General features: G+C 55.6%; 23 protein-coding genes. 13 read left to right on the top strand and 10 right to left on the bottom strand.

The annotated features are described in order from the left end of the window. Positions 1-21: 21 nt before the first annotated feature. Positions 22-585, top strand: coding sequence for a hypothetical protein (locus tag ACOTZC_RS06375; protein ID WP_126303975.1), 564 nt, complete (start codon positions 22-24; stop codon positions 583-585). Between the two features lie 152 nt (positions 586-737). Next, positions 738-1163 (top strand): hypothetical protein, encoded by a 426-nt coding sequence (locus tag ACOTZC_RS06370; protein ID WP_213751322.1) that lies wholly within the window; start codon positions 738-740, stop codon positions 1161-1163. Between the two features lie 58 nt (positions 1164-1221). On the opposite strand, the gene ychF is transcribed toward ACOTZC_RS06370, so the two are convergent. Beyond that, positions 1222-2316, bottom strand: coding sequence for a redox-regulated ATPase YchF (gene ychF, locus ACOTZC_RS06365; RefSeq protein WP_010432886.1), 1095 nt, complete (start codon positions 2314-2316; stop codon positions 1222-1224). A 126-nt stretch (positions 2317-2442) separates the two neighbouring features. Next, on the bottom strand, positions 2443-3027 hold the full coding sequence (gene pth, locus ACOTZC_RS06360; RefSeq protein ID WP_023336005.1) for an aminoacyl-tRNA hydrolase: 585 nt from the start codon (positions 3025-3027) through the stop codon (positions 2443-2445). Positions 3028-3301: 274 nt separating this feature from the next. Here pth and ychH point away from each other — a divergent pair, with 274 nt between their 5' ends. Beyond that, on the top strand, positions 3302-3577 hold the full coding sequence (gene ychH, locus ACOTZC_RS06355; protein WP_111965910.1) for a stress-induced protein YchH: 276 nt from the start codon (positions 3302-3304) through the stop codon (positions 3575-3577). 119 nt (positions 3578-3696) lie between these two features. Further along, positions 3697-4737: a MerR family transcriptional regulator gene (locus ACOTZC_RS06350; protein WP_047174017.1), complete on the top strand. Its 1041-nt coding sequence runs from the start codon at positions 3697-3699 to the stop codon at positions 4735-4737. A gap of 3 nt (positions 4738-4740) precedes the next feature. Here ACOTZC_RS06350 and dauA read toward each other — a convergent pair whose 3' ends face one another. The 4 genes from dauA to lolB all read right to left on the bottom strand — a co-directional run bounded on the left by dauA (position 4741) and on the right by lolB (position 9095). Then, positions 4741-6420, bottom strand: a complete 1680-nt coding sequence (gene dauA, locus ACOTZC_RS06345; protein WP_023312130.1) for a C4-dicarboxylic acid transporter DauA — start codon at positions 6418-6420, stop codon at positions 4741-4743. A 124-nt stretch (positions 6421-6544) separates the two neighbouring features. Further along, positions 6545-7492 (bottom strand): ribose-phosphate diphosphokinase, encoded by a 948-nt coding sequence (prs, locus tag ACOTZC_RS06340; protein WP_003856663.1) that lies wholly within the window; start codon positions 7490-7492, stop codon positions 6545-6547. 125 nt (positions 7493-7617) lie between these two features. Next, positions 7618-8487, bottom strand: coding sequence for a 4-(cytidine 5'-diphospho)-2-C-methyl-D-erythritol kinase (gene ispE, locus ACOTZC_RS06335; protein ID WP_047174019.1), 870 nt, complete (start codon positions 8485-8487; stop codon positions 7618-7620). Then, the gene (gene lolB / locus ACOTZC_RS06330; protein WP_023312128.1) at positions 8484-9095 is read right to left on the bottom strand and encodes a lipoprotein insertase outer membrane protein LolB; all 612 of its coding nucleotides are present in this window, start codon (positions 9093-9095) and stop codon (positions 8484-8486) included. The genes ispE and lolB overlap by 4 nt, the downstream gene beginning before the upstream one ends. A 201-nt stretch (positions 9096-9296) precedes the next feature. Here lolB and hemA point away from each other — a divergent pair, with 201 nt between their 5' ends. The 6 genes from hemA to kdsA are packed head-to-tail and all read left to right on the top strand — an operon-like array spanning position 9297 to position 14600. Further along, entirely contained in the window at positions 9297-10553 is a 1257-nt protein-coding gene (gene hemA / locus ACOTZC_RS06325) for a glutamyl-tRNA reductase (RefSeq protein ID WP_421635668.1), read from the top strand. A gap of 41 nt (positions 10554-10594) precedes the next feature. Next, complete coding sequence (prfA, locus tag ACOTZC_RS06320; RefSeq protein ID WP_021240360.1) at positions 10595-11677, top strand: peptide chain release factor 1; 1083 nt, start codon at positions 10595-10597, stop codon at positions 11675-11677. Continuing rightward, positions 11677-12507, top strand: coding sequence for a peptide chain release factor N(5)-glutamine methyltransferase (prmC, locus tag ACOTZC_RS06315; protein WP_126303983.1), 831 nt, complete (start codon positions 11677-11679; stop codon positions 12505-12507). Before prfA ends, prmC begins: the two co-directional genes overlap by 1 nt. Further along, a complete protein-coding gene (sirB2, locus tag ACOTZC_RS06310; RefSeq protein ID WP_126303985.1) occupies positions 12504-12896 on the top strand; it encodes an invasion regulator SirB2 in 393 nt (130 codons plus the stop codon). The genes prmC and sirB2 overlap by 4 nt, the downstream gene beginning before the upstream one ends. Positions 12897-12899: 3 nt before the next feature. Further along, the gene (gene sirB1 / locus ACOTZC_RS06305; protein WP_023312124.1) at positions 12900-13709 is read left to right on the top strand and encodes an invasion regulator SirB1; all 810 of its coding nucleotides are present in this window, start codon (positions 12900-12902) and stop codon (positions 13707-13709) included. A 36-nt stretch (positions 13710-13745) separates the two neighbouring features. Then, positions 13746-14600 (top strand): 3-deoxy-8-phosphooctulonate synthase, encoded by an 855-nt coding sequence (gene kdsA, locus ACOTZC_RS06300; protein WP_023312123.1) that lies wholly within the window; start codon positions 13746-13748, stop codon positions 14598-14600. A 94-nt stretch (positions 14601-14694) separates the two neighbouring features. Here kdsA and chaA read toward each other — a convergent pair whose 3' ends face one another. Beyond that, positions 14695-15795 (bottom strand): sodium-potassium/proton antiporter ChaA, encoded by a 1101-nt coding sequence (chaA, locus tag ACOTZC_RS06295; protein WP_023312122.1) that lies wholly within the window; start codon positions 15793-15795, stop codon positions 14695-14697. 270 nt (positions 15796-16065) lie between these two features. Here chaA and chaB point away from each other — a divergent pair, with 270 nt between their 5' ends. Together chaB and ACOTZC_RS06285 are read left to right on the top strand one after the other, a co-directional pair. Beyond that, the gene (gene chaB / locus ACOTZC_RS06290) at positions 16066-16296 is read left to right on the top strand and encodes a putative cation transport regulator ChaB (protein WP_023312121.1); all 231 of its coding nucleotides are present in this window, start codon (positions 16066-16068) and stop codon (positions 16294-16296) included. Positions 16297-16473: 177 nt separating this feature from the next. Then, complete coding sequence (locus tag ACOTZC_RS06285) at positions 16474-17169, top strand: gamma-glutamylcyclotransferase (protein WP_023312120.1); 696 nt, start codon at positions 16474-16476, stop codon at positions 17167-17169. A gap of 30 nt (positions 17170-17199) precedes the next feature. Here ACOTZC_RS06285 and ACOTZC_RS06280 read toward each other — a convergent pair whose 3' ends face one another. From ACOTZC_RS06280 to ACOTZC_RS06270, 3 genes are all read right to left on the bottom strand, one after another. Beyond that, complete coding sequence (locus ACOTZC_RS06280; protein WP_010432930.1) at positions 17200-17439, bottom strand: DUF1883 domain-containing protein; 240 nt, start codon at positions 17437-17439, stop codon at positions 17200-17202. A 212-nt stretch (positions 17440-17651) separates the two neighbouring features. Next, the gene (locus ACOTZC_RS06275) at positions 17652-19436 is read right to left on the bottom strand and encodes a methyl-accepting chemotaxis protein (protein WP_023312119.1); all 1785 of its coding nucleotides are present in this window, start codon (positions 19434-19436) and stop codon (positions 17652-17654) included. Between the two features lie 106 nt (positions 19437-19542). Continuing rightward, a complete protein-coding gene (locus tag ACOTZC_RS06270; RefSeq protein WP_045404981.1) occupies positions 19543-19896 on the bottom strand; it encodes a DsrE/DsrF/TusD sulfur relay family protein in 354 nt (117 codons plus the stop codon). A gap of 72 nt (positions 19897-19968) precedes the next feature. On the opposite strand from ACOTZC_RS06270, the gene nasR reads away from it, so the two are divergent. After that, positions 19969-21153 (top strand): nitrate regulatory protein NasR, encoded by a 1185-nt coding sequence (gene nasR / locus ACOTZC_RS06265; protein WP_421635667.1) that lies wholly within the window; start codon positions 19969-19971, stop codon positions 21151-21153. Positions 21154-21251: the final 98 nt, after the last annotated feature.

Below are 21251 nucleotides of genomic sequence, written 5' to 3'. Positions count from 1 at the left end.
GTTAACTCTTAAAGAGGAATAATGCATATAAAAAATACTATCCAAGACTTTGTTAACAAATTCAAAATGAATGATTTAAATATGGGAGAGATAGTCCATACAGACGATGAGAATGAAATTTCTTTTCCTGTAAATTTAAATGGTGAAATTCGATTTTTTTATAGCCATTTGATTTTAAATGACCACCCAACATTTGATGGTGCCTTCTTTATACAGATTGTTGAGTCCCAAGAGCTAAAAGAAATGTTATCAGGCTGGAGAGTTCAAAATGATACGGCTTGGCACGATGATTATGTAATCTTTGCTGAAAGAAATGGAGATGTTCTTTTTTGTGATACCAAAAATATAACCTCTCCAGTTTATGGTAGTATCCAAAAAAGAAATTTCATCATTTCCAGTTCCTTAGCTGACTTTTTAGATTCTTTTTGTTCTGCCATTGAGATAGAACAAAGTAAATATGATGGTGATGTTACAGCTGATGATTTTAATTTTAGAGAGGACTTTCTGGAAGATATCGATTTAATGCTAAAAAGCAAGCTTAAGGATGTTGAGGCAGAAGCTTTTAAATATTTCTTCTTTGGTTAGTTAACAATAAAAACTTACTCTTTTAGATACCTCCATGCTTCTGAAGGCACTTATCGCTTATATCCCTTTTATATGCTTCTGAAGGCATTTATCGCTTATATCCCTTTTATATAGGCAAGGAGGTCTCTTTTCGAATGATAATGAATAAATATATGAAAAACGTATGCTATAAATTCGATGAAAAAAGTATTACATCTCTTGTAGAAAAAGGAAACGAGTTACACGACAACCAAAAATACTCCGAAGCTTTAGAGCAATACCAAAAAGCATGGCAAGCTCTCCCTGAACCAAAGCTTGAATGGGAACTCGCCAACTGGATCTCTGCGTGCATGTACAGGGCATATTTTGATCTCGCCGATTACGATGAGGCGAAGAAATGGGGAGAGACGACGTTGCGCACACGTGGATCGGATATAGACACAGCACCATCAATCGACCTCGGCATGGTCTGTTACGAGCTGAATCAATTCGATGAAGCGTATGAATATTTCAACGATGCTTATAACTACGGCAAAGAGCGTGCGTTTCAGGATAGACCTAAAAAATACCTTGAGTTCTATCTGCGCAAGAGGGCGTAAGTTCGTTAGCTTAAAAAAAATCCACGCCTAAGCGTGGATTTTTTTCATTCAAAACAAATCAAACGTTAAACAGGAAGTTCATCACATCGCCATCTTTAACGATGTAATCTTTCCCTTCCGCACGCATCTTGCCTGCTTCTTTCGCGCCTTGCTCACCCTTGTAAGTGATAAAGTCTTCAAACGCGATAGTCTGCGCACGAATAAAGCCTTTCTCGAAGTCGGTGTGGATCTTACCGGCCGCCTGAGGCGCAGTCGCACCTACAGGAATCGTCCACGCACGCACTTCTTTCACGCCAGCGGTGAAGTAGGTCTGCAGATTGAGCAACTCATAGCCCGCGCGGATCACGCGGTTCAGGCCCGGCTCTTCCAGACCCAGCTCGGCCATGAACTCTTCACGGTCGGCATCGTCCAGCTCGGCGATGTCGGATTCAACGGCAGCGCAAACCGCCACAACCACAGAACCTTCCGCCGCGGCGATTTCGCGCACTTTGTCGAGGTAAGGGTTGTTCTCGAAACCGTCTTCGTTAACGTTGGCGATGTACATGGTTGGCTTCAGGGTCAGGAAGCTCAGGTATTTGATCGCCGCCTTGTCTTCTTCAGTCAGGTTTTTCAGCGCGCGCAGCATGCCCGCGTTTTCCAGCTGCGGCAGACATTTTTCCAGCGCAGCCAGTTCCGCTTTCGCGTCCTTGTCGCCGCCTTTGGCTTTCTTCTGCACGCGGTGAATCGCGCGTTCGCAGGTGTCGAGGTCAGAGAGCGCCAGCTCGGTGTTGATAACGTCGATGTCGTCAGCCGGATCCACTTTGTTGTTAACGTGGATGATATTGTCGTTCTCGAAGCAGCGCACAACGTGGCCGATCGCTTCGGTTTCACGAATATTGGTCAGGAACTGGTTGCCCAGGCCTTCACCTTTGGATGCGCCTTTTACCAGGCCCGCGATGTCCACGAATTCCATGGTGGTTGGCAGAATGCGCTGCGGCTTCACGATTTCCGCGAGCTGGTCCAGACGCGGGTCCGGCATTGGCACAACGCCGGTGTTAGGTTCGATGGTACAGAACGGGAAGTTCGCCGCTTCGATACCCGCTTTGGTAAGCGCGTTAAACAGGGTGGATTTGCCCACGTTTGGCAGACCGACGATACCGCATTTGAATCCCATTTCTAAATCACCTTAATATCTTGATAATCAATCCGTTAACGATAACCGACTGATGAAAAGTAAATAACTACGCCTATTATACACGTAACCCGCATGACGCGCGGTAAAAAAGCCGGATCGGGCGGATTATTGCGCTTTGAAAGCGTGCAGGCGGTTTGTCGCTTTGGTTAACCCATCTTTCAGCCAGATTTCGGTGCAGCGCGCCGCTTCGTCTACCGCCTCGTCAATCAGTTTCTGCTCAGAAACCGGGGGCTTACCGAGTACGAAACCGACAACTTTGTTTTTATCGCCCGGATGGCCGATTCCAACGCGCAAACGGTGGAAATTCGGGTTATTGCCCAGCTTGCTGATGATGTCTTTAAGGCCGTTGTGACCGCCGTGCCCGCCGCCCAGCTTGAATTTTGCCACGCCGGGCGGGAGATCCAGCTCATCGTGTGCGACCAGAATTTCATCCGGATTGATGCGATAAAACGTTGCCATTGCTGCCACCGCTTTACCGCTCAGGTTCATAAAGGTGGTGGGCACCAGTAAGCGAACATCCGCGCCAGCAAGGTTGATACGTGAGGTATACCCGAAGAATTTAGGTTCTTCACGCAGGGGAGCACGTAACCGCTCGGCCAGCAGATCGACGTACCATGCACCGGCATTATGGCGGGTAGCCGCATATTCTGCGCCCGGGTTGGCGAGGCCGACAATCAGTTTAATCGTCACGATTCAATTCCTAATGGGTTCCAGATCTGGCGCGTAGTTTACTGTCTGGCGCGCCGCTTGACAAAATTCTGCGTTCGTCGCAGCGAAATACGAATAATTACTTGTTTGAACAATTAGAATTTCAAGCTGTTCAAAGTCTTATTTGTAAACTTTTGTTTGGGAGTTATCTGTAATTGTGATCATTCACGCAACTCATAAAAGGGGCGTTGTCTATACTTTACACACAAGGATTAGGGGCTTTTCCCCTGACAACCCAAAGTTCCGGAGGTGACACATGAAACGCAAAAACGCTTCGTTACTCGGTAACGTGCTGATGGGGTTGGGGCTGTTCGTGATGGTAGGCGGCGTGGGTTATTCCATTTTGAACCAGTTGCCGCAGCTTGATCTCCCGCAATACTTCGCCCATGGCGCGATACTGAGCATCTTCCTCGGTGCGGTATTGTGGCTCGCCGGGGCACGCATGAGCGGACATGAGGAAGTGTGCGATAAATACTGGTGGGTGCGCCACTACGACAAACGCTGTCGTCGCGATCAGCATAAGCACAGCTAGTGCCTGATAAAGAACGCCGAAACGGCTCCCGCGGGAGTCGTTTTTTTTGCATCAAGGGTTGACCCTCACGTAACGTAAGGCTCCAGAGTGGCGCCACTGGCAAAGAAAAAGGAGCAGTTATGTTGATTCAGGTGGGTGAGCTGGCGAAACGCGCCGGGATCACCGTGCGGACATTGCACCACTATGAGCAAACAGGGTTGTTGCTGCCTTCTGCCAGAAGCGCGGCAGGTTACCGGCTATACAACCTGGCGGATGTCCAGCGTCTGCACATGATCCAGGCGCTGGCAAAAGCGGGGCTGGAACTTGCTGAAATCAGGGATTTCCTGGAACAGGAGTCGCTGTCGTTAACCGAGCTACTCGATGCGCAAATCACGCTGCTGGATAAACAGCTGCGCAGCATACATACGCTGCGCGACCGGCTGGTGGATCTGCGGACCGGGCTTCTCGACGATGCGACGCCGGATCTGGAATCCTGGCTACAGACTCTGGAGTTAATGAATATGTACGATCGCTGGTTTAGCAAAGAAGAGTTACAGCAGCTGCCGTTTGCGGTGCAGAAGGATGCGCTGGCGGCTATCTGGTCAGGGCTGGTTGCAGAGGCTAAGACGCTTCTGGAGCAACATATACCCGCGACTGACGCGCGGGCGATGGATCTGGCGACGCGCTGGATGGAACGCCTGGAGCAGGACACGGCGGGCAAGCCGGAGTTTCTCACCCGGCTGAACGAGATGCACAGCGTTGAACCGCAGATGCAGGCGCAGACCGGCATCACGCCGGAGATGACGGATTACATCACGCGCGCGTTTGCTGAGTCTAAGCTCTGCATATGGGAGAAGTATCTCACTGCCGAAGAGATGGCCTTTACCCGGGCACACTACTTTGACCGCATGATGGAGTGGCCGCCGCTGGTGGCGAAACTGCATCAGGCGCAGCGGGAAAATATCGATCCGGCCTCGGAGGAGGCGCAAAAGCTGGCTGAAAACTGGCTGGCATTGTTCCAGTCTTACGCGGGCACCAGCCCGGAAACTCAGCAAAAGTTTCGCGCAGCCATGCAGCAGGAGCCGCACCTGATGAAAGGAACCTGGATGACGCCTGCCGTGCTTGCATGGCTCCAGCAGGCGATCGGGGTGATGATGCAGAGACGTTTCTCTGCATCATGAGACTCACAGATCCGCTAACGCGGCTTCACGGTTAGGGTAGAAGGAGAGTCGGCCAGGGATAGGCTGCACGCCCGCGCGCGCCATGGTGCGCAGCGGCTGAAACTCCAGGTTACTCACCCGCAGCTCACAGCCTTCCGGCAGACGTGCCACAAAGCGCTGGAAGGCATCCAGGCCGCCTGCATCCAGCACCGGTACGGCATCCCATTTCAGCACCACAACCCGTTTGCCCGCGATGCGGGACTCCAGATCGCTGAACAGACCTTCCGCCGCGGCGAAGAACAGCGGGCCAATCACGCGCAGCACCAGCACATCGTCAGGCACCTCGACGTTAACCGGGGAAAGGCGCGTCATCTGCGCAATACGGCGCATAAACAGCAGGGAAGCCAGCACGATCCCGACGCTGATGGCGATAACCATATCGAACAGCACGGTCAGCGACATACAGATCAGCATCACGATGATGTCGTCTTTCGGCGCGCGACGAAGCAGGTTCACCACCTTGTGCGCCTCGCTCATGTTCCATGCCACCATCAGCAGCAGGGCGGCCATGGCGGAAAGCGGTAGCCAGGAGAGCAGCGGGGCGAGGATCAGCAGGGCGAGGATCACCAGCACGGAGTGGATAACCGCCGAAACCGGTGAGGTTGCACCCGCGCGCACGTTGGCCGCAGAACGGGCGATGGCTGCCGTTGCGGTAATACCGCCGAAGAACGGCGCGACGAGGTTGCCTAATCCCTGACCAACCAGCTCGCTGTTGGCTTTGTGTTTGGTGCCGGTCATGCCGTCCAGAACGACGGCGCAGAGCAGGGATTCAATCGCCCCCAGCATTGCCATAGAGAACGCGGCGGGAAGCAGGGCTCGCAGGGAATCCCAGCTTAGGGTGAAGCTTGAGCCGGGCATGTCCCACGGCAGCACCAGCTGCGGTAGCAGTTGCGGAATACCGCTACCCTGTGAACCGTCCGCCAGAACATAGTGGAACTGCGAGCCGATAGTCGCGACGTGACCACCGAGCATATTGACGATCGCCATCACCGCGCAGCCCAGCAGCAGCGCGGGCAGATGGCCCGGCAGACGAATACCGAGGCGAGGCCAGACGATCAGCGTGCCCAGCGTCACAATCCCGATGGCGGCGTCGCCCAGATTGGCCGTCGGCAGCGCCATAAACAGCGCCCCCACTTTTTGCAGATAGTGCTCCGGTACGTGGGGCATCTGCAGGCCGAGGAAATCTTTGATCTGCATGGTTCCGATGGTAATACCAATCCCCGAGGTGAACCCCAGCGTCACGGAAAGGGGAATATATTCAATCAGGCGACCAAAGCGGGCCAGACCAAACAAAATCAAAAAGACGCCGGACATCAGGGTGGCTACCAGCAGGCCTGCCAGACCAAACTGCTGCGAAACCGGGTAGAGGATCACCACGAAGGCGGCGGTCGGGCCGGAGACGCTGAAGCGCGAACCGCCCGTCAGGGCAATGACGATCCCGGCAACGGCCGAGGTGTACAGACCGTACTGCGGCGCAACGCCGCTGCCAATCGCCAGCGCCATCGCCAGCGGGATGGCGATGATGCCGACGGTGATCCCGGCAATCAGGTCACGGACAAAGCGTGACGAGGTGTACTTCTCTTTCCAGCAGGCGTCGATGAGGGCGCGAAAGGGCAGAACATGTGAGGAGGCTACGTTTTTCACAATTATCTATCATCCGTATGCGCATCATCTGTCATATGAATGGCAGGTGAAGGAGGCATTAATCATACAAATAAAACCCGGAGACAAAAAAACCCGCCGCAGCGGGTTTTTCGGCCGTGTTCGATTAGTGTTCGAACATTGCTGAGATGGATTCTTCGTTGCTGATACGACGAATCGCTTCGGCCAGCATCCCGGACAGGGTCAACGTACGCACGTTTGGCAGTGCTTTGATCTCGTCGCTCAGTGGGATGGTATCGCATACCACCACTTCGTCAATGACGGAGTTGCGCAGGTTGTTTACCGCATTACCGGAGAAGATCGGGTGAGTCGCGTAAGCGAACACGCGCTTGGCACCACGCTCTTTCAGTGCTTCAGCTGCTTTACACAGCGTACCGCCGGTATCGATCATGTCGTCAACCAGCACGCAGTCACGGCCAGCAACGTCACCGATGATGTGCATCACCTGAGAAACGTTTGCGCGCGGACGGCGTTTGTCGATGATAGCCATGTCGGTATCGTTCAGCAGCTTAGCGATAGCACGGGCACGTACCACGCCGCCGATGTCCGGAGAAACCACGATTGGGTTATCCAGGTTCAGCTGCAGCATGTCTTCCAGCAGGATTGGGCTGCCGAATACGTTATCAACCGGAACGTCGAAGAAGCCCTGGATCTGCTCTGCGTGCAGGTCAACGGTCAGTACGCGGTCAACGCCGACGCTGGACAGGAAATCAGCGACAACTTTAGCGGTAATTGGCACACGCGCGGAACGGACGCGACGGTCCTGACGGGCATAGCCGAAGTAAGGGATTACAGCAGTGATACGGCCTGCGGAAGCGCGACGCAGGGCGTCGACCATAACAACCAGTTCCATCAGGTTGTCGTTCGTTGGAGCACAGGTGGACTGGATGATGAAAATATCACCACCGCGTACATTTTCGTTAATTTGTACGCTGACTTCGCCGTCGCTAAAGCGACCTACGGCGGCGTCGCCGAGGGAAGTGTACAGGCGGTTGGCAATACGTTGTGCTAGTTCCGGGGTGGCGTTACCAGCAAAAAGCTTCATATCAGGCACGAGAAGAACCTCAGGCATGCGTCCAGTGGTGGATAGCGTTCGCCGCAAACTGTGCGGGCCAGGCGAAGGCTATCCAGGCGGTGTATTAAAGAGCGCGATGCAACGTCTGGAACAGGGTGACGTTGTCACCGAAACTCAGTCTGCGCCAGAATGGCTTGCTGTAGGGGGGAGGTGTTCATCCCGCGTGCTACAAAACCATGCAGCCAAACCGGCGCTTGCTCAAGCACCTGACGAGCGGCGGATTCGGTGTCAAATTCAGCAAAGACACAGGCCCCTGTACCAGTCAGGCGCGACGGCGCGTATTCTAACAGCCAGGAAAGCACCGCATCAACCTCGCGAAAACGTTTTCTTGCGATATCCTCGCAATCGTTGCTGAATTCACAATTTAATAACGTTTCTATTGACCGAACCGGAGTATTCCTTTTCAGGTCAGGATCTTTAAAGATGACCGGGGTCGGAATACTCACGCCAGGGTGGGCAACCAGATACCACTTCTCCGGCGGTTCAGCCGGGGAGAGAATCTCACCCACGCCTTCAGCAAAGGCCGCATGACCGCGCACAAACACCGGGACATCCGCCCCCAGCGTCAGGCCCAGGGCTGCCAGTTCGTCCTTCGACAGCCCGCAGCCCCAGAGGTGATTCAGCGCAACCAGCACGGTGGCGGCGTTGGATGATCCACCGCCCAGACCGCCGCCCATCGGCAGGCGCTTCTCGATACGGATATCCGCACCGCTTCCCGCGGGCAGACGTCCTGATTCCGCCGCAGCTTTCATCAGCAGACGCGCGGCGCGCACGATCAGGTTGTCCTCATGCGCCACGCCTTCGACCGGCGTTAGCAGGCAAATCTGCCCGTCCTGGCGCAGTTCAATGGAGATCGTGTCGCCATAGTCAATAAACTGAAACAGCGTCTGCAGGGTGTGGTACCCGTCAGCACGCTGGCCGGTAATGTATAAAAACAGGTTCAGCTTTGCCGGAGAGGGCCAGTGGGTCATCATTTAACGATCCAGTTGTCCATTTTCAGCTTGATACGCTGGCTGCCCTGGGTCAGTTCCATGTTTGATGGCAGCGACGGTTTACTCTTGCTGTCATAGGCGCTGTACACCACTTTCCAGGTTTTGCCGTTCTGGGTGTAGTTCACCTGGCTCAGACGGTACTGGTCGTCAAGGGTGTAGTCAGTTGCCTCACCCGGCAGGCCAAGGATCCACTGGCGCAGGCTGTTGAGCGGGATTGGCATCCCTGTCAGCTTGCCAATCATCTCTTCGGCATCGGTCGCGGTATAGTGCTGGCCTTTGTTATCGGTGATCTGCGCTTCGCCCGGCTTGGCGATAAGCTCCAGCTCGGTGCTGCCCAGCGGGTTCAGCAGCAGCAGGCGGTAGTTGTCCTGCCCCGTCTGCTGCCAGAAGAAGCGGGCATAAACCTTTTGTTCGTCAGAGAGATAAGCGAAAGCGCCGCGGGTCTGGTACTGGTTCAAATTACGGACGTCCTGCTGGTGCTGACGCCACTGCGGTGAATCAGGGCTTTTGCCCGGGCCTTTTGGTTGGGTGACGGTACACGCGGTCAGAACCAGTGCTGCCAGCGGCAGCAGGCGAATCAGTCGGGTCATAATGAGGACAAATCCTTGAGATACGTTGCAGTTATAACTGTTAATGCTAGCGTCGAAGGGGGCTACCGTCTACGTTCAAATTATCTCAAAGGGTGGTGTAACCTATTACTCCGAAAGGGGGCAGTCCCTTTTATTGATCTCGCGCATCCTGTATGATGCGTTCTGCTAACCTTATTAACGCTGGTACTACTCCCGCTCAACATGACCCTATTAGCACTCGGCATCAACCACAAAACGGCTCCGGTTTCGCTGCGAGAACGCGTGACGTTTTCGCCGGATACGCTTGACCTGGCGCTGGACAGCCTGCTTGCACAGCCTATGGTGCAGGGTGGCGTGGTGCTCTCGACGTGCAACCGTACCGAGCTGTATTTAAGCGTGGAAGAGCAGGACAACCTGCACGAAGCGCTGATCCGCTGGCTATGCGACTACCACAATCTCAATGAAGACGAGCTGCGCAACAGCCTGTACTGGCATCAGGACAACGATGCCGTCAGCCATCTGATGCGCGTCGCCAGCGGGCTGGATTCACTGGTGCTGGGCGAGCCGCAAATTCTGGGGCAGGTGAAAAAAGCGTTTGCGGATTCGCAAAAAGGGCATCTGAAGGCCAGCGAGCTGGAGCGCATGTTCCAGAAGTCGTTCTCCGTGGCGAAGCGTGTGCGAACCGAAACCGACATTGGTGCCAGTGCGGTTTCTGTTGCTTTCGCGGCCTGCACCCTTGCACGCCAAATCTTTGAATCCCTGTCTACCGTCACCGTGATGCTGGTGGGCGCGGGCGAAACCATCGAACTTGTGGCGCGCCATCTGCGCGAGCATAAAGTGAAAAAGATGATTATCGCAAACCGCACCCGCGAACGCGCGCAGGTGCTGGCGGATGAAGTGGGTGCAGAGGTGGTTGCCCTGAGCGACATCGATGAACGCCTGAAAGAGGCGGACATTATCATCAGCTCAACCGCCAGCCCGCTGCCGATTATCGGAAAAGGGATGGTGGAGCGTGCGCTGAAGTCCCGCCGTAATCAGCCGATGCTGCTGGTGGATATCGCCGTCCCGCGCGATGTTGAGCCGGAAGTGGGCAAGCTGCCTAACGCCTATCTCTACAGCGTGGATGACCTGCAAAGCATCATTTCGCACAACCTTGCCCAGCGTAAAGCGGCGGCGGTTCAGGCGGAAACCATCGTCGAGCAGGAAACCAGTGAGTTTATGGCCTGGCTGCGCGCGCAAAGCGCCAGCGACACCATCCGCGCGTACCGCGGGCAGGCGGAGCAGGTGCGTGATGACCTGACTGCCAAAGCGTTAGCGGCCCTTGAACAGGGCGGCGACGCAAATGCGATTATGCAGGATCTGGCGTGGAAACTGACCAACCGCCTGATCCATGCACCAACCAAATCTCTTCAGCAGGCTGCCCGTGACGGGGATGATGAACGCCTGACTATTCTGCGCAACAGCCTCGGGCTGGAATAGCGCCCTATACCCATTTTCTAAGACAAGGTGCACTTACGCCTATGAAGCCTTCTATCGTCGCTAAACTGGAAGCTCTGCACGAGCGCCATGAAGAAGTACAGGCGCTGCTCGGGGATGCCGGGACCATTGCGGACCAGGAACGTTTTCGCGCGCTCTCGCGTGAATACGCGCAGTTAAGTGATGTTTCTAAATGCTTTACCGACTGGCGACAGGTTCAGGAAGATATCGAAACCGCGCAGATGATGCTCGACGATCCTGAAATGCGCGAGATGGCGCAGGAAGAGTTGCAGGATGCGAAAGCGCGTTCTGAAGAGATGGAGCAGCAGCTTCAGGTGCTTCTGCTGCCGAAAGATCCGGACGATGAGCGTAACGCGTTTGTGGAAGTGCGCGCCGGTACCGGCGGTGACGAAGCGGCTCTGTTTGCCGGGGATCTGTTCCGCATGTACAGCCGCTACGCCGAATCGCGTCGCTGGCGCGTGGAGATCATGAGCGCCAACGAAGGCGAACATGGTGGCTACAAAGAGGTTATCGCCAAGATCAGCGGCGACGGCGTGTACGGTCGTCTCAAGTTTGAATCCGGCGGTCACCGCGTGCAGCGCGTACCGGCCACCGAATCTCAGGGCCGCATTCACACCTCCGCCTGTACGGTTGCGGTGATGCCGGAGCTGCCGGAGGCTGAACTGCCGGATATCAATCCGGCGGACCTGCGTATTGATACGTTCCGCTCCTCTGGCGCGGGCGGTCAGCACGTTAACACCACCGATTCCGCCATCCGTATTACCCACCTGCCGACCGGCATCGTCGTTGAATGTCAGGACGAGCGTTCACAGCACAAAAACAAAGCCAAAGCGTTGTCCGTGCTGGGCGCGCGTATCCACGCAGCCGAAATGGCGAAACGCCAGCAGGCGGAAGCCTCTACGCGCCGTAACCTTCTGGGCAGCGGCGATCGCAGCGACCGTAACCGCACCTATAACTTCCCTCAGGGGCGCGTAACCGACCACCGCATCAACCTGACGCTGTACCGTCTGGACGAGGTGATGGAAGGGAAGCTGGATATGCTGATCGAGCCTATCGTGCAGGAATACCAGGCCGACCAGCTGGCGGCGCTGTCCGAGCAGGAATAATGGATTTTCAGCGCTGGTTACGTGAGGCTGCCGGTGAGCTTTCAGAAAGCGAAAGCCCGAAACGCGACGCCGAAATTTTGCTTGAGCATGTGACGGGTAAAGCCCGCACGTATCTGCTGGCTTTTGGCGAAACCGAACTGACCGCGGAACAGGAAGCGCAGCTCGCCGCGCTGCTTGCCCGCCGTAAAACCGGCGAGCCGGTGGCGCACCTTGTCGGTGAGCGTGAGTTCTGGTCGTTACCGCTTTACGTCTCGGCGGCGACGCTGATCCCGCGTCCGGACACCGAGTGTCTTGTAGAGCAGGCGCTGGCGCGTTTACCGGCGGCGGCCTGCAGCATTCTCGATCTCGGTACCGGGACAGGGGCTATCGCGCTGGCGCTCGCTACCGAGCGGCGCGACTGCGCGGTGACGGCGGTGGATGTAATGCCCGATGCGGTGGCGCTGGCGCAGCGTAACGTGGAACGTCACGGGCTTCGCAACGTGACGGTGCTGCAAAGCAGCTGGTTTGAGGCGCTGGAGAATCGCTCATTTGCTATGGTTGTCAGCAATCCTCCCTACATCGACGAACATGACCCGCACCTTGCGCAGGGAGACGTGCGCTTCGAACCGCTGACGGCCCTCGTGGCCGCCAACGCGGGATTAGCCGATATCGATCACATTGTGACAACGTCACGAAAACATTTGCTTTCCGGCGGCTGGCTGCTCGTGGAACATGGCTGGACGCAGGGAGAGGACGTTCGGGCACTGTTTACGCAAGCTGGCTACGCCGCTGTCGAAACCTGCCGCGACTACGGCGGCAACGAACGCCTGACGCTGGGGCAGTGGCTATGAGCCTCTTTACCGTGCTCATTACCGTCCACCTCATTTCCGTTGCGTTGACCATCAGCTTTTTCATCGTCCGTTACTGGTGGCGCTACAGCAACAATCCGCTGACGGATGCCCGCTGGGTGCGTATCGCGCCGCACTGCATCGACACGCTATTGCTCCTTTCCGGTGTCGGGCTCATGTGGAAGACCGGCTATCTGCCATTTACTGATAAAGGTGCATGGCTGACTGAAAAGCTGTTTGGCGTTATCATCTACATCGTTTTGGGTTTTATCGCGCTTGGGCGTCGTCGTCCGCGCAGCCAGCAGGTCGGGTTTATCGCCTTTCTGCTGGGTCTGGTGGTGCTGTACATCATCATTAAACTCGCCACCACAAGAATACCGTTACTGGGGTAAGTCATGAGGTCCTTAGCCGATTTCGAATTTAATAAAGTGCCGCTTTGCGATGGCATGATCCTGATTTCTGAGATGATTCGCGACGATTTTACGTCGCAGTTTGTCTACGATGAGCTGGAGAATCTGGTCAGCCTGGCGCGTGAAGAGATTAATCAGGCCCGCCCGCAAGACTGGCAATTAGAGAAGCTGCTGGAGCTTTTCTACGGCGAATGGGGTTTCTGCGACACGCGGGGCGTGTATCGCCTGTCTGACGCGTTATGGCTGGACCAGGTCTTAAAAAATCGTCAGGGCAGCGCCGTGGCGCTGGGTTCTATTTTGCTGTGGGTCGCGCACCGTCTGGATATTCCGCTAGTCCCGGTCATTTTCCCGACGCAGATGATCCTGCGCGCTGAGTGGCTGGACGGTGAAATGTGGCTCATTAATCCCTTCAACGGCGACACGCTGGATGAACATACGCTGGACGTGTGGCTGAAAGGCAATATCAGCCCGGTGGCTGAACTCTTCAACGAAGATCTCGACGAGGCGGATAACGCAGAAGTGATCCGCAAGCTGCTGGATACGCTGAAGTCTGCGTTAATGGAAGAGCGTCAGATGGAGCTGGCGTTGCGAGCCAGCGAAGTGCTGCTGCAGTTCAACCCGGAAGATCCGTACGAAATTCGCGATCGCGGGCTGATCTACGCGCAGCTCGACTGTGAACACGTGGCGCTGAATGATTTGAATTATTTCGTCGAGCAGTGTCCGGAAGACCCTATTAGCGAAATGATTCGTGCGCAGATCAACGCGATCTCGCACAAACAAATTACACTGCATTAATCTTAATTCCGATTCACACCTGAATAAGGCGATCCTATGAAACAAAAAGTGGTTAGCATTGGTGATATCAAGGTAGCAAACGACCTGCCGTTCGTACTGTTCGGCGGCATGAACGTGCTGGAATCCCGCGATCTTGCTATGCGTATCTGCGAACACTACGTGACCGTGACCCAGAAGCTGGGTATCCCGTACGTGTTTAAGGCCTCTTTTGACAAAGCCAACCGCTCCTCCATCAACTCTTACCGTGGCCCGGGCCTGGAAGAGGGAATGAAAATTTTCCAGGAGCTGAAGCAGACCTTTGGCGTAAAAGTGATCACCGACGTGCATGAAGCCTCTCAGGCGCAGCCGGTGGCAGACGTGGTGGATGTGATTCAGCTCCCGGCATTCCTGGCTCGCCAGACCGACCTGGTTGCGGCGATGGCGAAAACCGGTGCCGTTATCAACGTGAAGAAACCACAGTTCGTCAGCCCTGGGCAGATGGGCAATATCGTCGATAAATTTATCGAAGGCGGCAACGATCAGGTCATTCTGTGTGACCGTGGCGCAAACTTCGGCTACGACAACCTGGTTGTCGACATGCTGGGCTTCAGCGTGATGAAAAATGTCTCCGGCCAGTCTCCGGTGATTTTCGACGTGACCCACGCCCTGCAGTGCCGCGACCCGTTCGGCGCCGCGTCCGGTGGCCGTCGTGCCCAGGTGACCGAGCTGGCGCGCGCCGGCATGGCAACCGGTCTGGCCGGCCTGTTCATTGAAGCGCACCCGGATCCGGATAACGCAAAATGCGACGGCCCATCCGCGCTGCCGCTGGACAAGCTGGAGCCGTTCCTGAAGCAGATCAAAGCGATTGACGATCTGGTGAAGAGCTTCGACGAGCTGGATACCAGCAAATAATAAAAAAACCCGCTTCGGCGGGTTTTTTTTATGCTTTCTCCCTCTCCCTGGGGGAGAGGGTTGGGGTGAGGGCATCAGCCCGCACCGGATAAAATTACGCAAATATCGTCATCAGATACGCAATAAACAAGGCCATATGCGCCGCGCCGTTCAGCACGTTGGTACGCCCGGTTGAGAACGAAATCTGGCACAGCAGCAACGAGGCGACCATCACAATCATCTCCGGCGCGCCCAGCGCAAACTGCAGCTCGTTACCGGTCATAAAGGCAATCAGCGTCACCACCGGTACGGTGAGTGAAATCGTCGCCAGTACGGAGCCGAAGAACAGGTTCATTGCGCGCTGCACCTGATTATTCAACACCGCTTTCAGTGCGCCCAGCCCTTCCGGCGACAGGATCAGCAGCGCCACCAGGAAGCCGGTAAACGCCACCGGCGCGTTCAGCTCGGTTAACAGCGTCTCCAGCGGGTTAGCGTTCATCTTGGTGACGGCAATCACCGCAATCAGATGCACGATCAGCCAAACCGTATGCCACGCGCTGCTGTGGGCAGACGGCTTGCCGTGGTGCGGGTCATCATCGTCTCCGTCATCTTCATGCTCGTACACAAACAGGCTCTGGTGCGTTTTGGTCTGAATCAACAGGAACACGCCGTACATGGCGGCGGAAATCAGTGCGACCAGCAGCGCCTGCCCGGTGGAAAAATTTGCGCCCGGCAGCGCCATCGGGAAGACCAGCACGATAATCGCCAGCGGGAAGAGGGCGATCAAATACTGTTTAATGCCGAACAGGTTCATATACTGGGTCGCAAATTTGCGCCCGCCCAGCAGCAGAGAGAAGCCTACCAGGCCGCCCGTCACTATCATAATGATCGAATAGAGCGTGTCGCGCATCAGCGTCGGCGCGGCATCGCCGGTCGCCATAAGAGCGGAAATCAGGCTGACTTCGAGAATAACAACGGAAAGGCTGAGAATTAACGATCCGTAAGGCTCGCCCAGACGGTGGGCCAGTACGTCCGCATGGCGAACAACGCTAAATGCGCTGGTTAAGATGCCGACGAGGGCAAGAATATTGATACCAACCACCACTGGCAGTGACTGACTGCTTCCCCAGAAGAGCAGCACAGCCAGTGCCAGAACCGGGAAAATGAGTGACGTCTCCTTGTGGCGGGTCTTTACCGCCTCGTGTGTTGCTGTCATGTGCTTCTCCATCAATGCAGGTGCTTGTAATTATAGATAGATTTTTGAGGTCATTAAATTAACAGAACTCTGTTAAATACCCTTTGTTTTTTACTTAATTTTACCCTTTTTCATTATTTGCATTTCTGATGTCCATAATGCCGTGTTTTTGTCGAATAATCATTAAATAACAGTCAATTAAAAATATAATGCAGTCATAAATTATTGTCGGGTGGCACCATGGCATATCGTCGTCCACACTTATCTCTTTAACCAAAAGAGAGGTTAGTGATGCCCTATAAAGCGAAACGTGAATTACCGGATAACGTGCAAAACGTGCTGCCCGCCCACGCGCAGGATATCTACAAAGAGGCGTTCAACAGCGCCTGGGATCAGTACAAAGACAAGGACGATCGCCGGGATGATGCCAGCCGTGAAGAGACGGCCCACAAAGTCGCCTGGGCCGCAGTAAAACATGAATATGAGAAAGGAGACGACGATAAATGGCATAAAAAGAAATAGTCGTGAAATGATTCGCTGCCTTCATTTTGACTTTTCAGGCGGTTGAACTTCCGTTGTATTGCAACTGGTCCGCTAATTGCTTATCGTTATTCGACTGCTGGCAAAATGACCAGCACAGAATGCCGGGAAGGCGAATTACAGATGTCGCAAGGAAGCATGCAGTGGCGGAGGTGGAAAGTGTTAACGCGTGATTTCTTAATGAAGGCAGATTGTAAGACGGCATTTGGTGCTATTGAGGAATCGCTTCTCTGGTCAGCTGAACAACGTGCGGCGTCACTCGCTGCCACGCTTGCCTGCCGCCCGGATGATGGCCCGGTATGGATTTTTGGCTACGGCTCCCTGATGTGGAACCCGGCTCTGGAATTTGTCGAATCGGCAACGGGAACGCTGCCTGGCTGGCATCGCGCGTTTTGCCTGCGCCTGACGGCCGGACGCGGCAGCGCGTGCCAGCCCGGGCGCATGCTTGCACTGAAAGAGGGCGGGCGCACCACGGGCGTGGCGTATCGCCTGCCGGATGCCACGCTGGAAGAAGAGCTCACGCTGCTCTGGAAGCGCGAGATGATCACCGGCTGCTATATGCCGAGCTGGTGCAAGCTGGAACTGGACGACGGACGCACCGTCAACGCGCTGGTGTTTATTATGGATCCGCGCCATCCGCTGTATGAAGCGGATACCCGCACGCAGGTGATTGCCCCGTTGATTGCCGCCGCCAGCGGGCCGCTGGGCACCAACGCGCAGTATCTGTTCTCCCTCGATCAGGAGCTGACACGCCTCGGCATGAAGGACGATTGTCTGAATGAGCTGGTGGTGAAGGTGAAGGCGCTGCTGGAAGGGAACCCGCTCAACAGCACGCTGCGACAGGGTTTTGCCTGACAATACGCCCGGCTTGCCGGGCGTTTAAACTTATGCTGCCACGTAGCTGACGGAATGCTCCAGCGACTGGCTGTGGCTATCGATCAGCACATCCCACGTGCCGGTGTACGGCACGGTAAGCCAGGCCTTATCGTCCTGTACGGTGAGAATATCCGCCTGGGACTGTTTTTGTGCTTTCGAACTCATCAGATGAATACGACAGCGTTCTGAGCAACGCACCACTACCGTATCCCCGCCAAACAGTTTCAAACTTGTTTTTACCAGTGCCATTTTTTTACCCCGTAGTCTTAAACAACGCTCTCCCTGCTGCCATATCCGAGCGTGATGTTGTTCACAATTCACTCATGGCATAACACCAAAGGGGAGGGGGTGGGATGCTGATTTTGATCAAAAAATGGCATAACGATTAAACAAAAATGACAAAATTCCTCAAAATTTAGGCTGGCGCGCGTTTTACCCGCTAAACGCGCTCCGGAAGAAGATTAAATGCGGAAATGCCCGGCTGTTTCAGCAAGGTCGCCCGCCTGGCTCTGCAGGGCACCCGCGGCGGCGGCGGATTCCACCACCAGTTCGGCGTTCTGCTGAACCATTCTGTCGAGATGGGTCACCGCGTGGTTTATCTCATGAATCCCTTTCATCTGCTCGCTGGTGGCGATGGAGATTTCGCGCATGATGCCAGAGACGCTGCCGATGCTGGAGCGGATCTCATCCATGCTTTCCCCCGCCAGATGTACGTAGCGGGAGCCTGTTGCCACGCTGTCGGTGGTGGAGTCAATCAGGGATTTGATCTCTTTCGCCGCCTGAGCGCTACGGCTCGCCAGGTTACGCACTTCGCCTGCTACGACGGCAAACCCGCGCCCCTGCTCACCCGCACGCGCCGCCTCGACGGAGGCGTTCAGCGCCAGAATGTTGGTCTGGAAAGCAATGCCGTCAATCACGCTGGTGATATCGCCAATTTTTGCCGACGCGACTTCAATAGACTGCATGGTGCTGATCGCCTGCGATACCACCTCGCCGCCGCGCGCCGCGGCCGCTGAGGCCTTGCTCGCCTGATCGTTCGCTTCTGCCGCCGATTCATTCGACTGCGTCACGGAGGCGGTGATCTGCTCCACGGCGCTGGCCGTCTCGCGCAGGCTGGATGCCGCCTGCTCGGTACGTCCGGAGAGATCCTGGTTACCTGCGGCAATCTCCTGCGCCGCGTTTTTCACCGATTCACTGGCATCCCGGAGCTGCACCATCACCACCGACAGTTTATCGCTGAAGGCGTTAAAGGCCTGGGCAATTTGCGCGACCTCGTCCTCGCCGCTGTCCGGCAGGCGCTGGGACAGATCGTTAGTGCCGTTAGCAATGTTGTGCATCGCGTCGCGAATGTCGGACAAACGCTTGAGCAGGCGGGCAATCAGGAAATGCACAATGGCGGCGCTCAGCAGTGCGAGGATCACCAGCGAAATCCCCGAGGCTTTAAGCAGGGAACGCATGCCGGAGGTGGCGTCACCGCTGTCGAGCGCGACGACTAACAGCCAGTTTGTGCCCGGCACGGCTGTCGCCACGAAGGTTTTTTCAGCGTCGTTTAGCGTTCCGTCGACGGGGTTACCGCTTTTCAGCGCAGCAAAATCAATGCCCTTGATTGTCTCAGCAAACGGTTTCAGCGTGAGGGCAGGATCGTTAGCGGCAATCACGCTGCCGTCACTGTTCAGAAGCAACCCGCTGCTGGCCGGGGTTGGATGGATCCCGCGCACGTTAGCCACCACGCTGTCCATCGCTACATCGCCCGCCACGACCGCTTTGAGCGTGCCATTTTCTTTCACCGGCACGGCGAAGGTAACCACCAGTTTACCGGTCCCCGCGTCAACGTAGGGCGCGGTGACAACCGGACCGTCCGTGCTGACCACCTGCTGATACCACGGGCGAATAGTCGGGTCATAGTCCGCCGGAACGCCCGCCGGTTCAGAGAATTTCGCCGTTTTGCTGGCGTAGCCAACATAGACGTTGGTGAATCCACCCGCCTGAGCAAGCTGTTTAAACACCGGAACCGGGTCGTCACTCAGCGCAACGGTCTGCGCGGAGGCGATCACCGTCATCTTGCTTTTTACCCAGTCGGCAATCGCCATGTTATGGCTGGCGCTGGTGCTGGTCAGGATATCGCGCTGGGACTGCTGGTTATCCTGGCGCGTGACCTGGAAGTTGATAACGGTATTAAGGAGAAGGGCGACGACCAGACAGCCTGCCGTCGCCGCGATGATGCGTGCACGAATCGATCTGAACATAAGTGAAATACCTGCTGTGTTGTTTCCATGCCTATCGGCAACCCCGCAGGTAAACTTGATGCTGAAACCGCGTCCATAAGAAAATAATATTTTTACGGGTTTATTATTAAAAAGTTAATACTTTATCGGCGGACAGTGTCCACTCGGCCAGCTCAACCAGCGTACCAATCTCTACGCCATCAATCAGCGGCAGACCGGTAATGCCGCGGCCGTCGGTGCAGGTCTTGCACAGCTTCACCGGCACGTTTTGCGCGGTGAGGATCTCCAGCATCTGCTGAATGTTATAGCCCTCTGCCGGTTTTTGACCCTTCAGCCCCGCGGTGACCGCGTCCGACATTAAAAAGAGTCGTAACGCCAGGTCGCTCACTTTTTCACGCAGCGCAATCGCCAGGCGCAGACTGTTGAAAAGGGATTCGCTGCCATAAGCCGCACCGTTGGCGACGATCACAATCTTTTGCATGTTGACTCCTGTTCTTATAAAGGCACGAATATTGCTTAGCTTTCCCGAGTTTCGCTGTTCTGGAGAGTAAGCATGACATTAATGGCTGGCATTTCGCCAGGCGCTGGCGAATGGCTCGAGCGCGCAAGGATGATGCGCCGGGAGCAGCTCAGCAAGCTGGCACAGCTTGGCGAGCTTGTGCACGGCATTAGCCAACTGGTGCACATGTTACAGTGCGAGCGTGGGGCGTCCAACGTCTGGCTCTGTTCACAGGGTAAGCTCTACGCTCCTGAATGCAAAGCCAGCCGGGCGCTGGTGGATGAAAACCTCGCTGCACTTTATGACATTCTTGAAAAACAGTCGCCGATCCCGGGAAGTGCCGTCTGTGAACGCATCGGCGGCGCGCTCCTGAGCCTTGATATGCTTCCCGCGCTGCGCGACGGTGTTATTCAGCAAACGGTAACGGCGCCGCAGGCGATGGAACACTACTCCCGCATGCTTCGCCATCTGCTCAGTATCGTACCGCAGCTCAATGACAGCATTGACGATCCGCAAATCGCCGGGCGTTTTGTTGCCCTTTATAGCCTGATGCAGGGGAAAGAGCTGGCGGGACAGGAACGGGCCCTGGGAGCGATTGGCTTCACGCAGGGCTTTTTCGATGATGTGACTCGCCAGAGGCTGGTTGACCGCATCGACGGGCAGCAGGCCTGCTTTGAAATTTTTCTCTCACACAGCTCTGCTGACGTCCAGACCACCTTTTCCCTGCACTGTCAGCCCGATCGTGAAACGGAGCAGCTACGAAGGGTGGCCTGCACCCGCCAGCCCGCCGCCGATAACGGCCTTACCGCTCTGGCCTGGTTTGCTCTGCAAACCGCGCGCCTTGAGCATCTGCGCACGCTGGAGGAGACGCTCATCGCCGATCTGATGACGGCGGTGGACGAGCGTATTTACCGTAACGATGAGTACGTGCCTCCCGCCGATGAGCAGGACGATCCGCTGATACAGTATCCGGAAAAACCGTTGCTCACCCTGGTGCGCCAGCAGGCGCGCGAGATAGAACAGCTCTCGCGCCAGCTTGCATCGCTGCGCGACACGCTTGAAGAGCGCAAAGTCATTGATAAAGCGAAAAGCCTGCTGATGACCTACCAGAATATGAGTGAGGAACAGGCCTGGACGGCGCTGCGCAAAATGGCGATGGACAAGAACCAAAGGATGGTGGATATCGCCCGCGCGCTGCTGATGGTGAAGAATTTATGGCAGATAATACCAAAGGAGTAGCTGCACGGTCAGCGGGCATTTTATGCCTGATTAAGGTGCGTGCAGGCGAGGGGAGTTCGGTTAGCGCCCCGGAAAAAACGGGTTAAAACCTGGCATTC

Source organism: Enterobacter cloacae complex sp. SHL009, from assembly GCF_049237205.1.
Taxonomy (GTDB): Bacteria; Pseudomonadota; Gammaproteobacteria; order Enterobacterales; family Enterobacteriaceae; genus Enterobacter; species Enterobacter cloacae_M.
The sequence above is the reverse complement of the archived record's forward strand: the minus strand, read 5'-3'. Positions and strand labels throughout refer to the sequence as shown.